At 60.3% G+C, this 14,600-nt stretch carries 11 protein-coding genes and 1 pseudogene; 4 read left to right on the top strand and 8 right to left on the bottom strand.

The genetic code is table 11. The features are described from left to right. Positions 1–112: 112 nt before the first annotated feature. Together JFT80_RS00450 and JFT80_RS00445 are read left to right on the top strand one after the other, a co-directional pair. Positions 113–739, top strand: a complete 627-nt coding sequence (locus tag JFT80_RS00450) for a glutathione S-transferase family protein (protein WP_122841278.1) — start codon at positions 113–115, stop codon at positions 737–739. Between the two features lie 18 nt (positions 740–757). Beyond that, positions 758–2,788 carry a pyridoxamine 5'-phosphate oxidase family protein gene (locus JFT80_RS00445; protein WP_201146553.1) on the top strand — a complete coding sequence of 677 codons (2,031 nt, stop codon included), beginning with the start codon at positions 758–760 and terminating at the stop codon, positions 2,786–2,788. A gap of 220 nt (positions 2,789–3,008) precedes the next feature. On the opposite strand, the gene JFT80_RS00440 is transcribed toward JFT80_RS00445, so the two are convergent. Genes JFT80_RS00440 through JFT80_RS00405 form a run of 8 tightly spaced genes read right to left on the bottom strand, consistent with a single transcriptional unit; the run spans position 3,009 to position 12,020 of the window. After that, positions 3,009–4,139, bottom strand: coding sequence for a glycosyltransferase family 4 protein (locus tag JFT80_RS00440; protein ID WP_201146552.1), 1,131 nt, complete (start codon positions 4,137–4,139; stop codon positions 3,009–3,011). A gap of 1 nt (position 4,140) precedes the next feature. Then, a complete protein-coding gene (locus JFT80_RS00435) occupies positions 4,141–5,271 on the bottom strand; it encodes a glycosyltransferase family 1 protein (RefSeq protein WP_122840928.1) in 1,131 nt (376 codons plus the stop codon). Next, complete coding sequence (locus JFT80_RS00430; RefSeq protein ID WP_201146551.1) at positions 5,255–6,631, bottom strand: glycosyltransferase family 1 protein; 1,377 nt, start codon at positions 6,629–6,631, stop codon at positions 5,255–5,257. Before JFT80_RS00430 ends, JFT80_RS00435 begins: the two co-directional genes overlap by 17 nt. After that, positions 6,628–7,893 (bottom strand): ABC transporter ATP-binding protein, encoded by a 1,266-nt coding sequence (locus JFT80_RS00425; protein WP_201146550.1) that lies wholly within the window; start codon positions 7,891–7,893, stop codon positions 6,628–6,630. Before JFT80_RS00425 ends, JFT80_RS00430 begins: the two co-directional genes overlap by 4 nt. Beyond that, positions 7,893–8,690 (bottom strand): ABC transporter permease, encoded by a 798-nt coding sequence (locus JFT80_RS00420; protein WP_201146549.1) that lies wholly within the window; start codon positions 8,688–8,690, stop codon positions 7,893–7,895. Before JFT80_RS00420 ends, JFT80_RS00425 begins: the two co-directional genes overlap by 1 nt. Further along, positions 8,691–10,133, bottom strand: a complete 1,443-nt coding sequence (locus JFT80_RS00415) for a mannose-1-phosphate guanylyltransferase/mannose-6-phosphate isomerase (protein WP_201146548.1) — start codon at positions 10,131–10,133, stop codon at positions 8,691–8,693. It abuts the gene before it with no gap. A 4-nt stretch (positions 10,134–10,137) separates the two neighbouring features. Continuing rightward, the gene (gmd, locus tag JFT80_RS00410; protein WP_201146547.1) at positions 10,138–11,109 is read right to left on the bottom strand and encodes a GDP-mannose 4,6-dehydratase; all 972 of its coding nucleotides are present in this window, start codon (positions 11,107–11,109) and stop codon (positions 10,138–10,140) included. Beyond that, positions 11,106–12,020, bottom strand: coding sequence for a GDP-mannose 4,6-dehydratase (locus JFT80_RS00405; protein WP_201146546.1), 915 nt, complete (start codon positions 12,018–12,020; stop codon positions 11,106–11,108). Before JFT80_RS00405 ends, gmd begins: the two co-directional genes overlap by 4 nt. Before the next feature lie 427 nt (positions 12,021–12,447). On the opposite strand from JFT80_RS00405, the gene JFT80_RS00400 reads away from it, so the two are divergent. Then, the gene (locus JFT80_RS00400; protein WP_201146562.1) at positions 12,448–14,043 is read left to right on the top strand and encodes a glycosyltransferase; all 1,596 of its coding nucleotides are present in this window, start codon (positions 12,448–12,450) and stop codon (positions 14,041–14,043) included. Continuing rightward, positions 14,037–14,600 (top strand): annotated as a pseudogene (locus JFT80_RS00395) (glycosyltransferase family 1 protein); the annotation flags it as partial. The gene JFT80_RS00400 and the pseudogene JFT80_RS00395, both read left to right, overlap by 7 nt.

Genomic DNA, 14,600 nt, shown 5'->3' with positions numbered 1-14,600 from the left:
CAGTGAAATAATGGATTGCGAATGCTGGTGATTCTATAGATCCGTGGATTGGTGGAGGATGGCTTTCCTCGGCGCTGAGCTCCTCATCTGCGCCCCAACTGCGGAGTTCACCATGCAAGCGATCAAACTCTATAACTTCCCGCGCTCCGGCCATGCACATCGCGCCGAGCTGATGCTGTCCCTGCTGCAGCTACCCACTGAGCTGATCTTCGTCGACCTGGCCAAGGGCGCGCACAAGCAGCCCGAGTACCTTGCCCTCAATCCTTTCGGGCAAGTGCCCGTACTGGATGATCAGGGAGTCATACTCGCCGATTCCAATGCGATTCTGGTTTACCTGGCGCACAAGTATGGCAACGGTCGCTGGTTGCCAACGGATCCTGTGGGAGCCGCCAGGGTGCAACGCTGGTTGTCGGTGGCTGCGGGCCAGATTGCTTTTGGTCCGGCTCGTGCTCGGCTGATCACAGTGTTCGGTGCGCCCTACAATGCCGAAGAAGCCATCACTCGCGCCCACGACCTGCTCAAGGTTATGGACCATGAATTGGCGGATACCCCATGGCTGGCCGGAACCGAACCTACGATCGCCGATGTCGCTGCCTACAGTTACATCGCCCATGCGCCTGAAGGCAATGTGTCACTCGAGGCTTACGCCAACGTGCGCGCCTGGCTGGCGCGTGTAGAAGCCTTGCCAGGGTTTGTGCCGATGCCGCGCACCGTCGCTGGTCTGCAAACCACTGCCTGATTCAGGGGAGATGCCGTTATGGAACGTTCACCGTGGCACGTCGGCGAAAGACAGTTGCAAGAGCATGTCGGAGTAGCCGAGCGCATGGAGGCATTCGGGCGCAGGGTGATTCGCCGCGAGATGCCGGATCAGCACCGCCAGTTTTATCAGCAACTGCCATTCATGCTGTACGGTGCGGTGGATGCAAACGGTGATCCGTGGGCCAGCGTGCTTGAAGGCGCGCCTGGATTTGCCCACTCGCCGCAGCCCGGTGTGTTGCAATTCGACAGCCTGCTGGGTGCCGATGACCCGGCGCAATTGACCCAAGGCGCCGCGATCGGACTCCTGGGCATCGAGCTGCACACCCGGCGCAGGAATCGTCTCAATGGCCATGTCGGCAACCTGACAGCCAAAGGCTTTGACGTCACGGTTGACCAGTCCTTCGGCAATTGCCCGCAGTACATTCAGTTGCGTCAGTTTCATACAGTCCCGCTGGCAGAACCTTCGTCGCGAATTGCTGAACGCCTGGGCGCGCTGGATTTCGCGGCCCAGGACATGATTACCCGTGCCGACACCTTCTTCGTCGCCAGTTATGTAGACATCGACGGCCAACGCGCGGTCGACGTATCGCACCGCGGTGGTCAGGCCGGATTCGTCCAGGTGCATGGCAATCGACTGACCATTCCGGATTTTGCCGGCAATCTGCACTTCAACACCTTGGGCAACCTGCTGGTCAATGCTCGGGCGGGCCTGTTGTTCATCGATTTCACTTCCGGCGATCTGCTGCATCTGGCGGGTCGCACTGAAATCATCCTCGATGGCCCACAGGTGGAAGCCTTTCAAGGTGCCGAACGGTTGTGGACCTTCGACGTAGAGCGCGTGGTGCGTCGCCCGGCAGCTCTGGCTCTGCGCTGGCGCTTCGACGGAGTCTCGCCCAACAGCCTGATGACCGGCACCTGGGAGCAGGCGGCTGCGCGGTTGCAGGCCCAGGCGTTGGGCGATCGCTGGCGGCCATTGCGAGTGGTGCGCATCGAAGCGCAAAGCCGCAACATTCGCTCGATTTATTTCGAACCAGCGGATGATGCAGGGTTACCGGTGTTCCAGGCCGGTCAGCATTTGCCGTTGCGATTTGATATCGGCGGTGAAAATCACATCCGCACCTACAGCCTGTCGAGTGCTCCCTCCGACGATTTTTTCCGTATCAGCGTGAAGCGCGAGGGATTGGTATCTTCGTTCCTGCACGATCAGCTCAAGGTCGGTGATGTTCTGGAAGCTCGTGCACCCCAGGGGCATTTCACCGTGGCGCCCCACGAGCGACGGCCGCTGGTGCTGCTGGCGGCGGGCGTTGGCATCACCCCGTTGCTCTCGATGTTGCGCGAGGTGGTGTACCAGGGCCTGCGCACCCGGCACATTCGTCCTACGTGGTTGTTCCAGAGTTCGCGCACGCTCGACGACCAGCCATTTCGCGCCGAGCTGGATCAACTCCTGGAAACGGCGGGAGATGCGGTAAGGGTGCTGCGCCTGCTCAGCCAGCCGGAAGAAGGATTACTGGAGGGAGAGGACTTTGATCTGAGCGGACGTATCAGCACGGCGTTGCTCAACAACATCCTTGAAGTGGAAGACTACGACCAGCCGGATTTTGTCCTGTGCGGCCCTGGAGGTTTCACTCAGGGTCTGTATGACAGCCTGCGGGAGCTGGACATTCGCGATGCGCAGATTCACGCGGAAACCTTTGGCCCTTCGACTCTCCGGCGTCAGCCTGACCCTGATGCCGTGGTGATCGAACAACCGCCGGCGGCGACTACCTCGGTGCCGGTGGTGTTTCAGCGATCGGCCAAGGAGGCCCGCTGGCAGCCCGACGGAGGCAGTTTGCTGGAGTTGGCGGAAAGTCGTGGTTTACGACCGGAATTCAGTTGCCGTGGCGGTTCATGCGGCACCTGCAAGACGCGCCTGTTGAGCGGCCAGGTGAGTTATCCACAGCCCCCGGCGGAGATTCCCGGTGAGGGGCAGGTGTTGATCTGCTGCGCGGTGCCGGCGAAGGGATCACAGCCTTTGGTGCTTGACCTGTAGGAGCTGTCTCGTGGAACGAGGCTGCGACCTTTTGAACCTGAAACCAACGTCAAAAGATCGCAGCCTCGTTGCACTCGACAGCTCCTACAGGGATCACAGGGATCACAGGTATTATAGGATTACAGGATCACAGGATCACAGGATCACAGGATCACAGGGATCTAGGATCACAGGGGTCACAGCGGACAAAGGGCCATGAACAACACGACAATCAGCCAGGTCATGCGTAAGCCAACGATTTCTCGGCCAAGAGCTCTTCATACAGCTCCGTCCACTTGCGGCCCATGTCGTCGGCTGTGAATAACTGCCGATAACGGGCTTCAGCCTTCGCGCCCATCGCTGCGGCGCGCACTGGGTCTTCCCACAGCGTGCGCATTGCCTCGCGAAAGGCCTGTGGATGACTGGGCGGCACCACCAATCCGGTTTCATTGTGGATATTGATATAGCTGGTGCCGGTGCCGATCTCGCTGGAGATCATCGGTTTGCCGTACATCGCACCTTCGAGCAGGGAAATACCGAACGCTTCCGAGCGCAGGTGTGACGGAAAGACCACCGCGTAACTGAGCTCCAGCAGGGCGACCTTGTCCTCGTCGCCGAGGAAGCCGAGGAAGTGCAGGTTGTGCAGACCCAAGGTCTGGGCCTGAGCATGCAGCTCTTTCTCCAGAGGACCGGCGCCCACGATCACTACCGGATAATTGAGCCCCTGCATGGCGTCGAGCAGGATATGCAGGCCCTTGTAATAACGCATCACTCCAACAAACAGGAAAAACTTGTCGCCCAACTGCTGGCGCCAGCGTTCGGTACGCGATGCGTCAGGCTGCGGATAACCTGACTTGTCGAGCCCGTAGGTAATGACCCTGGTCTTCTCGCGATAATCCTTCAATACATCACTGGTGTGAAAATAGTTGGGCGAGGCCGCGACGATGCGGTCGGCGCTGTCGAGGAATCGACGCATCAAGGGCCGATAAAGTTTGAGCAGATGACGCTGGCGAATGATGTCCGAGTGATAGCTGACCACGCAGGGTTTCTTGGTGGCCGTGCAGAAGTGCACCAGATCCATGAACGGCCAGGGGAAGTGATAATTGACCACGTCGGCTTCGGCTGCCAGCTCGCGAAACTGCTTGAAGACGCTGTAGGAAAAGCCCGTAGAGGCCAGCTGAAAATCCATCCTGGCCTGATGAACCTGATGTTCGCGGATCTGCAACACGCCTGGCGCCGGATTGTTGCTCAGCGTCAGCACCGTGCTCTCGACACCGTGACGGGCGCCGCTTTCGCTCATCTGGAAGATGACTTGTTCGATGCCACCCATGGAGTCGGGCAAATAGGTTTTATAAAAGTGCAGAACTCGCATATCAATCTCCCATAGCCTGGCGGTAGGCGCGGGCCGTGACCTTCGCGCAACGCTCCCAGGAAAAAAGCTTGGCTCGATGCAACCCCGCCGCACGGCAGGCCTGCCAATGCGTCGGGTCTTCGATCAGCCGGGTCATCGCATCACGCAAGGAGTCGGGATCGTCCGGTTGAATGTAATTGCCGGCGTCGGCGGCAACTTCGGGCATGGCCGAGGCACTGGTGAGTATCACTGGGGTACCACTGGCCATGGCTTCCAGTACCGGCAGGCCAAACCCTTCGTACAGGGAAGGGAAGACCAGCGCCCGGGCGCCGGCCAGCAGTTGGGCCAGGTCCTCATCAGGCAGATACCCCAGCAGACACACATGACCGGCGGCAAGGGCTGAGCGCAACTCGTCGTTGAACTGCTCGCGCTGCCAGCCTGCCATGCCGGCAATCAGCAGCGGAAAACGCTGGCGCACGGCTTCGGGCAGTCGGGCATGGGCGCGCAGTGCCAGAGTCAGGTTCTTGCGCGGTTCGAGGGTGCCGACGCACAGGAAATACTCCCGGGCGTCGACCCCGTGAGTTTTGAGCACTTTATCGATGGACTCGTCCGACCTGGGATGGAATCGCGCGGCCACACCAAGCGGCGCAACGACAAAACGCTCGGCTGGCAGTGCGAAATAGTCCTGTGCCTCGTCGGCAATGCATTGTGAGTCCGTCAGAATCAGGCGTGCCTGCTGTACGCCATCGGCCAGGCGCCGCTCGATCTCCCGCAAGCGTGCAGCCGGCTGGGTTTCGGGATAGTGCAGATGTGTCAGGTCGTGCAGGGTGATAACCGTCGGGCCATCGAACGACAACGGCCACAAGCTCGGCTCGTGATACAAATCGATACTCTTGGAATGACGCTGGTCGAACCGTTTCTGCTCCAGCCAGCGCCTTGCCTGATAGGCCCCGGGGATTTGTCGCAACAATGGCGTCAGGCGCGAGTAACCGGGCATTGCGGCTTCGGGAAGCGCCGAACTCCAGCCCCAGCCATGGAACAATGCCAAATCGACGTCCGGCTCCTGGGCGAGGGCGTTTACCAGTTCGGCGACGTAATGCCCGATACCGGTTCTCGGCGCCTGGAGAATGCGTGCGTTAAGGGCAATGCGCATGTTGGCTCTCAGGCACTTTTGCCACGTTGTGCAGGTTGCGCTCGATGCGCTCCACCAGTTGCGCGCTCGCTTCACGCCAGGACAGCCAGCGCCAGCCTCCAAGGTCGAGCGTTGCCGGGAACACGCCAGTGGTTTCCATGCCGATTATCAGGTCGGCCAGGCTCTGCGGCTTGTCGAGGTCGAAATAGGCCATGTAATCGCCGCCAATTTCGCGAAACACCGGTATGTCGCTGGCCATAGCCGGCAGCCCGCGCTGCATGGCTTCCACCAGCGGCAAGCCAAACCCTTCGACGTAAGAAGGGAAGACGAGCGAAGTGGCGTGGGAGTAAGCATGCTCCAGGCTTCTGTCCGACAGGTCGTTGAACATGAACAACCGTTTGTTCAATTCGGGATGGCGGCGGATACGCTCGACCAGTGCATCGCACTTCCAGCCAATCTTGCCGACGATGCACAACCGGGCCAGCGACCCAACCGCCCAGGCGCGCTCGAACGCATCCAGCAGGTAAGCGTGGTTCTTGCGCGGTTCGATGGTGCTGACCATCAGAAACACCGGCTGCGGCTTTTTGAACATGTCCAGCAGGCCTTGATCGACGGATGAGCGGGCGTCGCTCAAGTCCAGTTCCGAGCCCAGGTGGAAATAGTCGAACCAGCGTTGTGCCACCTGTTCAGTGCCAACCCGGCGCACCATCTCCTGTCGGACCTGATCGCGAATAGTCGTGGAAATCGCCACGTAGCCATCGGCGGTGCGGGCGATCCAGTCGAACCACTCATTGAACACTTTCACCAGGCCCGCGTCGCAGAACTGCGGATGAGTCAGGGGAATCAGGTCGTAGATCACCGACACAATGCCGACACCGTCACGCTTTAGCTGCTCGGCCAGGGGAAAGAAGTTGGCATGCCAGGACGAGTCCAGCAACACCAGTTGGTCTCCGGCCCGATGCTGCAACGGCACACAACGCTCAGGCACCTTCTGATCTTTGAGCACCCGGTCGAGCACGCGCATTGGCAGGCTCAGGCAGGCGAACGCGGCAAGGCGGCACCCCACGTAAAGTACGCGGCGGGCGAACTTCGACTCGCTGAAAGGGCGACGTCGCTCCAGGGTGCGGTGGCGCAGCCAGAACAGGTTGGCCATCTGTTCGAGCTTCACCCGCAGGCTCATCAGGTCGTGTTTCGGCGTCTCCAGCGGCGCCAGGCTCTTCACCTCGAACAACGCGCCGTTGACCATCACCACGGGAATGCATTCACGGGTGGAATTTGCCGCCGGTAGCTGCTGGATGACGTTGCGCACCACCCGCTGAATGCCTGAGTTGGCGTGAGGATGTTCAAAAACGTAGGTGCATTCCACCAGCAGTCGGGTCATCGCAATTCCTCTGGGTCGGCCACTTCGATAGTGCTCTCGCTGGAGCGGGTAATGCTGGTTTGGGCCTCGAGCCACGAACAGCCGACGAAGTCTTCCCGACGGTTGTTGATCACGTGAAAGACCAGCCCGTAGTCGCGCCACTCGAAGTTGCGGTCCAGGTGCGAGTCCAGGCGCGAGAGGCTCAGGGCCACCGAGTAATTACCCTTGCCCAGGCGCATGTCGAAACCGAATCGGTAAGTGACGCGTTCGCCGGCGCTCAGGTCGGTGAGGGCCTTGTCGATGCGGTGGGTGTTGATCCCGTACATCATCTGACCCAAGCGATCCTTGAGGATAAAGCCCAGCACCAGCCGTTCGATGTCCTTGCGCACTTCGACCTGGACTTCGAGCACCACCGACTGGCCGACTTCGGCGGCGTCGATGCTCTGATCATTTTCATCAAGCAGGCGCACGCCGAGAATCGCCGCTTCACCGGTGCCGGACACCGTTTGCACTTCGCCGCCGGCGAGCATTTCCTGGCGCACGATCTGGCCTTCGCGTTCGGCCATCAAGGCGTTGTAATAATCGAGCACGACCTCGGGCTTGTCGTACATGGCCATGCGGCCATCCTTGAGCAGGATCGCCGAGTCGCAGATCGACTGTATCGCCGAGCGGTCGTGGGACACGATCAGCAAGGTAGTGCCGGATTTGCGGAAGCTGCGGATGCGTTCGAAGCTCTTGTGCTGGAAGTAGGCATCACCCACCGACAACGCTTCGTCGACGATAAGAATGTCCGGGCGCCGAGCCGTGGCGACACTGAACGCCAGGCGCATCTGCATGCCACTGGAATAGGTGCGTACCGGATGGTCGATGGCCTCACCGATCTCGGCGAAGTGTTCGATTTCCGGCATCAGCGCCTCAATTTCCTCGACCTGCATGCCGAGCAGTTGGCCCGCCATGAAGGTGTTCTGGCGCCCGGTGAAATCCGGGTGGAAACCCATGCCCAGCTCCAGCAGCGCGGCGACTCGACCTTGCAGCTTGATCTCGCCACAGGTGGCCTGGGTGGTGCCGGTGATCATCTTCAACAAGGTACTTTTGCCAGCGCCGTTGACCCCGACAATGCCAACGGCTTCGCCGGGCTGGATCTCGAAGTCGACACCCTGCAGCACCCAGTGCAGGTGATGGCGGGTAGGGGAGAACGGCACCAGCCATTCGAATAGCCGGCTCCAGCGATTCGGGTATTGCTTATAGGCCTTGCCCAGGCCACTGACGCGTATATGTCCCATCAGAGCTCATCCACCATTTCACCAACACGCTGGCGGAAAAGCCGCAGCCCCATCACGCAGAACAACAGCCCGATCACCACCAGCGGGAGCAGCGAGCTCCAGTTAGGCCATTGGTTGTAGAGGAACAGGTTCTGGTAACTGTTCATCAACGCTGTCATCGGGTTCAGCTCGATAACGCGCTGGATGCCCGGCGGCAGGATCGACAGCGGGTACACGATCGGTGTCAGCCAGAACCAGAATTGCAGGCAGATGCCAAATAGCTGACCGACATCGCGGAAGAACACGTTCAAGACGCCGAGCACCATGCCCAGCCCGGCGCAGAACATCATTTGCACCGCGATCAAGGGAATCAGCGCCAGCAGCGCCATGCCCGGCCAGCGTCCGGTGACCAGCAGAAAGCCCAGAAACAGCGCGATGATGATCGCGAAGTTGATCGCGGCATTGCACAGCACGATGACCGGCAGGCAGATCCGCGGGAAGCTGATTTTCTTCAGCAGGTTGGCGTTTTCCAGAAACATGTTCTGGCTGCGCAAGGTGATTTCCGAGAACAACCCCCACGCCAGCAACCCGGCGCAGAGGTAAACGCTGTAGGCCATGCTGTCGTCTACGCCCGGTAACCGGGCGCGCATGATGGTGGAGAAGATGACCGTGTAGACCACGATCATCGACAGCGGGTTGAGCACGGTCCACAAGGCCCCAAACAGCGAATTGCGATAACGCGCCTGAAACTCTCTTTTGACGCTGCCGAGGATAAAACCCCGGTAACTCCACAACGATTGGTAAAGATTACGCAGCATTCAAACCGTCCTGCCGTAGTGGTCTTCGAAGCGAACGATGTCGTCCTCTCCCAGGTATTCGCCGCTTTGCACTTCGATGATCACCAGATCGATCACCCCGGGGTTTTCCAGGCGATGCTTGTGGCCGGCGGCGATGAAGGTCGATTCGTTCTTGGCCACCAGTGTCGTGCCGGTGCCATTGTTGGTGACCTTGGCCATGCCTTCGACCACCACCCAGTGTTCGTTGCGGTGGTGGTGCATCTGCAGGGACAACTTGGCACCAGGCTTGACCACGATGCGTTTGATCTTGAAGCGTGGACCTTCCTCGAGAACCGTGTAAGTCCCCCAAGGGCGGCTGACGGTGCGATGCAGTCGATAGGCTTCGTGGGATTTGTCCTTGAGTTGCTTGGCCACCCGGCGCACATCCTGCGCACGGTCGGCGTGGGCCACCAGCACGGCGTCGGCGGTGTCGACGATGATCAGGTTATCCACACCGACGGTGGCCACCAGCCGGCCCTCGCTCTGCACAAAGTTGCTGTGGCTGTCGATGAAGATCGCTTCGCCGCTGGCGCGGTTGTTGTCGGCATCGGCCGGGACCAGTGCCGCGACAGCGCCCCAGGAGCCGATATCGCTCCAGTCGAAACCGGCCGGCACGACGACGACTTTTTCCGAACGCTCCATCAACGCGTAGTCGATGGAGATGTCGGTGATCTCTGCGAACAGCGCCGGCGACAGTTCTTGTTGCAGGCAGCCGACGGTTTCGATTGGCGCACTGGCGGCCATGCAGGTCCTGGCCTGTTCCAGCAGTGTAGGGGCGTGGGTTTCCAATTCCGCCAGGACAGTGGCGACCGAGAAGCAGAACATCCCTGAATTCCACAGGAAGTTGCCGCTTTCAAGGTAATGAGTAGCGGTCTGCAGGTCGGGTTTTTCAACGAAACGCTGCACACGGGCGGCGCCATTTTCGTCCAGCGGTGCGCCGGTCTCGATGTAGCCAAACCCAGTTTCCGGTGCCGTCGGCACCACTCCGAAGGTCACCAGGTGACCGGACCGGGCCAGAGCCACCGCATGTTCGACAGCTTGTTTCAGGGCTTCTTCGTTGACGATCAGGTGATCGGCGGGCATGACCAGCATGATCGCCTCGTCACCATGCAGTGCCTGCAGCGAGAGGGCGGCCGCCGCGATTGCCGGAGCGGTATTGCGCCCGGTCGGCTCCAGCAGAAAGTGCCCGCGATGCCTGCCCAGTTGTGCGTCCTGATAGTGATCCTTGCTCTGGAAGTAGTACTCGCGGTTGGTCACCGTGACAATGTCGCCCCAGCCGTCCAGCAGCGCGGCGGCACGACGATAGGTCTTGCCGAGTAACGACTGGCCGTCCGGCAACATCATGAAGGGTTTCGGCTGGCCTTCTCGCGATACCGGCCACAACCGCGTACCAGCACCACCGGAAAGAATCACGGGAATCAGCATTGGCCTACTCCTTGGCGACGCGTTTCATGTCCGCATCCATCATCATGCGGATCAAGGTATCCAGGTCGGTTTTCGGTTTCCAGCCCAGCACACGCTGGGCCTTGGCCGGGTTGCCGAGCAGCACTTCGACTTCGGCCGGGCGGAAGAATGCCGGGTCGATCTTCACGAAGTCACGGTAGTTCAGGTCGACGTGTTCGAAGGCAATCCGGCACATTTCGCGCACCGTGGTGGTTACCCCCGTGGCGACCACGAAGTCATCGGGTTTGTCCTGTTGCAGCATCAGCCACATGGCTTCGACGTAATCGCCGGCAAATCCCCAGTCACGTTTGGCGTCGATGTTGCCCAAGGCCAGCTCCTGCTGTTTGCCCTGCTTGATGCGTGCGGCGGCGTCGGTGACTTTGCGGGTGACGAATTCGATGCCGCGCAGCGGTGATTCGTGGTTGAAAAGGATGCCGCTGCTGGCGTGCAGGTTGAAGCTTTCGCGGTAGTTGACGGTGATCCAGTGGCCGTACAGCTTCGCCACGCCGTAAGGGCTGCGCGGGTAGAACGGAGTGTTCTCGTCCTGCTGCTCGGCCTGGATCAGGCCAAACATTTCGCTGGTCGAGGCCTGATAGAAGCGCGTGTGCGGGCTGAACTGGCGGATCGCTTCGAGCAGATGGGTAACGCCCAGGCCGTCGACGATGCCGGTGGTCACCGGTTGATCCCACGAGGCGGCGACAAAGCTTTGCGCGGCGAGGTTATAGACCTCGTCCGGCGCCGACTTGATGACCGCACGCTGTACCGAGCAGGCATCGGCCATGTCTCCGTCCAGATAGACGATGTCGGCTTCGACGCCCATCTCGCGCAGGCGCCAGCGCGAATCGCTGCTGCGCCGTGCGACGAGGCCGTGAACCTTGTAGCCCTTGTCGAGCAACAACTTGGCCAGATACGCGCCGTCCTGGCCGGTGATCCCTGTGATCAGTGCACTTTTTGTCATTCTTGTCGTACTCGCGTCTCCCAGTCGGACAGGATCGCCCGCAGGGATTGTTGTGTTGTGATTTGCGGCGTCCATCCTGTGGTCTGGGTCAGCCTGGCGTGGCTGCCGCATACCCGTCGCTGATCCGCGCGGCGCATTCTGGCGGGGTCTTGAACCAGTTGCAGGTCGACTTGCGCGAGGTCACCCAGCTGTTCGATCAGGCTGCGAATGCTCTGCTCGCGCCCCGAGCACACGTTGTAGACCTGCCCGGGCGTACCTTTTTCCAGCAAGGCCAGGTAAGCGGAGATCACGTCGCTCACGTCGAGGAAGTCGCGCGTGACGTCGATGTCACCGACTTCCAGTTGCGGCGCTTGCAGGCCTTGTTTGATCCGATTGATCTGGCGGGCGGCGCTGGCGATGACAAAATTTTCTTTCTGGCCAGTGCCGATGTGGTTGAACGGGCGGGCGACCAGTACCGGCCAGCCTTCGCTCAAACCCCATTGCAGACTCAGGAACTCTGCCGACAGTTTGCTCACGGCATACGGATTGCGCGGGCAGGGCGGTTGCAGTTCGGTGATGGGCAAATGCTCTTCGCTGACCTGGCCGTAGACGTCGCCGGAGCTGACGTACAGGAACGTGCCGGTGAAGCCGCGAGCCTTGAGGGCTTGCAGCAGGTTCAGCGTACCGAGCAGGTTGATATTCAGTGTGCGCGCCGGATCACGGAACGCTTCGGGTACGAAGGTCTGTCCGGCCAGGTGAATGACCGCATCCGGCAGCTCCGGCCACAGGCCTTCAAGGCTCTGCGGGTCTGCGAGATCATAGCGGGCAGGGACGGTCAGCAGCTCCCACTGCGCGGAATCAGCCAGCAGGCGGGATTGGATGTGTTGTCCCACGAATCCACTGAGGCCCGTGACGAACAGACGCTTTTTCAAACAGCGACCCCTTGGTCTTGAACTTGCGCCACTTTCCCACAGGCTTTGAGGGAAGGTCTGTCAGACCGGAAGAAAACCGGCTGAAAGACAGGCGAAGTCAGTTGTTGTATTTGTTTGTTGCCAATCTGTGCCAATTGCTCGGCAATTTCAACAGGCCAAACCGTGACTGGTCAGTTCTCGTTAGCGTAGTCCGATTTATTCTCGCCGGGCGGTTCACGAACCCTCAACGGATGTGTTTAGAATGCGCCTTGTCACGATGACTCAAGGTTCGGCAGCGCCGCTGTGAAACTGCGAGGAACTGACCATTAAAACAAGAACGAAGACGGGCACGAAGACGATGGACGAGGGCTGGCAAATGCTGCCCCGATCCTTGGCTTCTCCGTCACACAGTGAGGTTGCCGGGATGGCAGCTTCATCGTGGGATGCCATGAATTTCATTCTTTACTCGGACGTCAACGACTGCTCCATCAGCCAGAGTCTCGGGCGTCCCGAATACAGTTATTACTTCGTGCTCAAGGCTTATCGCCCGGTGCTGGAAAGCCTTGGGCGGGTGCACGTGGTTTCGTCTGCGGCCGACGTTGATCCGCTGTATCGGCAGTTGCAGCAAGCGGGGCAGGATAGCCTGTTCATTTCGTTTGCACCGCCGCACAAGACCCCGACCGATGTTCAATGCCCGATGGTGTGTGTGGTTGCCTGGGAATTCGACACCATTCCCGCCGAGTACTGGGACAACGATCCGCGCCAGGACTGGAGCCAGACACTGGCGCGCCTGGGTCGGGTGATTACCTTGTCCACCCACACTGCCGAAGCCATCCGCCGAACCCTGGGTGCCGATTTTCCAGTGCTCGTATTGCCGACGCCTTTGTGGGAACGCTTTGCCGAGGTGCGCCAGCAGTATCCTGGCACTCCGGTGAACCCGGGAACCACACTGCAGATCAAGGGCTGCATACTCGACAGCCATGTGATGGGCTTGTCCGCCGATGGCCTGCTTGGACCGCAGATTGTAGAGTCAGTGGCGCAGATCGAGCCTGAGCCGGAAGAAGTAGTACCGGAGCCGCCACCGCCACCGCAATTGACCATCCGCCGCCGCGCATTTATTACCCGGCACTACGTGCGTGAAGTCTACCGGGCACTCAAGCACAACCTGCTGCTGTGGTATCGCGAAGCCGCGCGCGATCTGGTGCCGGACGCCGTTCGCCCCTGGCTCGCAAGGCTTCGCAAGCAGGCACTGCCAGTGCAACCACTGCCAGTTGCACCCGAGGTTGCCGAGCCAGTCGAACCAGTCGAACCGGCGCCATCCGCTTTGCCCGATACCACCACGACGGTATCCATCGATGTCAGTGGTGTGGTGTATGTCAGCGTGTTCAACCCCGATGACGGGCGCAAGAACTGGCACCATCTGATCACCGCATTTTGCTGGGCATTGCGCGATGCACCAGACGCTACGCTCGTACTGAAGATGACCCAGAACGACCTCTCGACCTATTACGTCGAACTCATGACCTTGCTCTCGCAACTGTCACCATTCGCCTGTCGAGTGGTGGTCATGCATGGTTATCTGCAGGATGAAGAATTTGCGCGGTTGTACGGGGCGGCGAGTTTCTACGTCAACGCATCTCGCTGCGAAGGCCTGTGCTTGCCGCTGATGGAATTCATGTCGTGCGCCCGGCCCGTTATCGCCCCGGACCACACCGCAATGCGAGACTACATCGACGAACGCGTGGCCTTTGTTGTGAAGTCCAGTCGCGAGCCGACGATCTGGCCGGAAGACGCGCGCATCCTCTACCGGACCCTGCGCCATCGTCCGGATTGGGGCTCGTTGAAAACCGCTTATGCACAGAGTTACGCCATGGCCAAAGACCAGCCGCAGACCTGGCATGCCATGGCCGACGCCGCCAGCGAGCGAATGCGCGACTACTGCAGTTTTACGCCAGTGCAGCAGCGCCTGGCGCAGTTCTTCGGGCAGGCCCCGGTCATCGCCGTGGCGCCAGCGGCCGCCAAGACGGGGACAGCAGCATGCTGATCATCATTCATTCGGAAACCAACAAGAGCAACATCCAGCAGAACCTGGGCCGGCCCGAGTACAGCTACTACTTCGTGCTCAAGGAGTTTCGCCCGGTGCTGGAACGACTGGGCCAGGTGATCGAGGTCAGCGACCCTGACGAGTTAGTCGACCGCCTGTATCAAGATTGCCAGAGCAGGGGAGAGGATTGTGTGTTCCTGTCCTTCTCACCACCGCACCGCACACCCATCCGCTATGCCTGCCCGACCATTGCAGTGTTCGCCTGGGAGTTCAGCACCATCCCCACTGAAAGCTGGCATGGGGAACCGCGGCATGACTGGCGGGTGGTACTGGCGGCCAGCGGCATGGCGATCACTCATTCGAGCTTCACCGTAAAGGCCGTTCGCGATGTGATGGGGCCCGAGTATCCGATCAGCGCGATTCCGGCGCCGGTCTGGGATCGCTTTGCCGCGCGTGGCGAGCACTTGCTCAAGCGCCCGGTCGCTGAAGGGATTCGCCTGAACCTGCGCGGCCTGATGATCGACAGTCGTACCGCAGATCTGCGCCCTTACGGACCG

It is taken from the genome of Pseudomonas sp. TH10 (assembly GCF_016651255.1).
Taxonomy (GTDB): domain Bacteria; phylum Pseudomonadota; class Gammaproteobacteria; order Pseudomonadales; family Pseudomonadaceae; genus Aquipseudomonas.
Note: the sequence above shows the minus strand (reverse complement) of the source record. Positions and strands in the feature narration are given on the sequence as shown.

What these genes read in the sequence shown, in the direction of transcription:
- gmd (WP_201146547.1), bottom strand. Translation starts at nt 11,109, where the DNA reads ATGACAAAAAGTGCACTGATCACAGGGATCACCGGCCAGGACGGCGCG.
- JFT80_RS00440 (WP_201146552.1), bottom strand. Translation starts at nt 4,139, where the DNA reads ATGCGAGTTCTGCACTTTTATAAAACCTATTTGCCCGACTCCATGGGT.
- JFT80_RS00420 (WP_201146549.1), bottom strand. Translation starts at nt 8,690, where the DNA reads ATGCTGCGTAATCTTTACCAATCGTTGTGGAGTTACCGGGGTTTTATC.
- JFT80_RS00435 (WP_122840928.1), bottom strand. Translation starts at nt 5,271, where the DNA reads ATGCGCATTGCCCTTAACGCACGCATTCTCCAGGCGCCGAGAACCGGT.
- JFT80_RS00415 (WP_201146548.1), bottom strand. Translation starts at nt 10,133, where the DNA reads ATGCTGATTCCCGTGATTCTTTCCGGTGGTGCTGGTACGCGGTTGTGG.
- JFT80_RS00425 (WP_201146550.1), bottom strand. Translation starts at nt 7,893, where the DNA reads ATGGGACATATACGCGTCAGTGGCCTGGGCAAGGCCTATAAGCAATAC.
- JFT80_RS00400 (WP_201146562.1), top strand. Translation starts at nt 12,448, where the DNA reads ATGAATTTCATTCTTTACTCGGACGTCAACGACTGCTCCATCAGCCAG.
- JFT80_RS00445 (WP_201146553.1), top strand. Translation starts at nt 758, where the DNA reads ATGGAACGTTCACCGTGGCACGTCGGCGAAAGACAGTTGCAAGAGCAT.
- JFT80_RS00450 (WP_122841278.1), top strand. Translation starts at nt 113, where the DNA reads ATGCAAGCGATCAAACTCTATAACTTCCCGCGCTCCGGCCATGCACAT.
- JFT80_RS00430 (WP_201146551.1), bottom strand. Translation starts at nt 6,631, where the DNA reads ATGACCCGACTGCTGGTGGAATGCACCTACGTTTTTGAACATCCTCAC.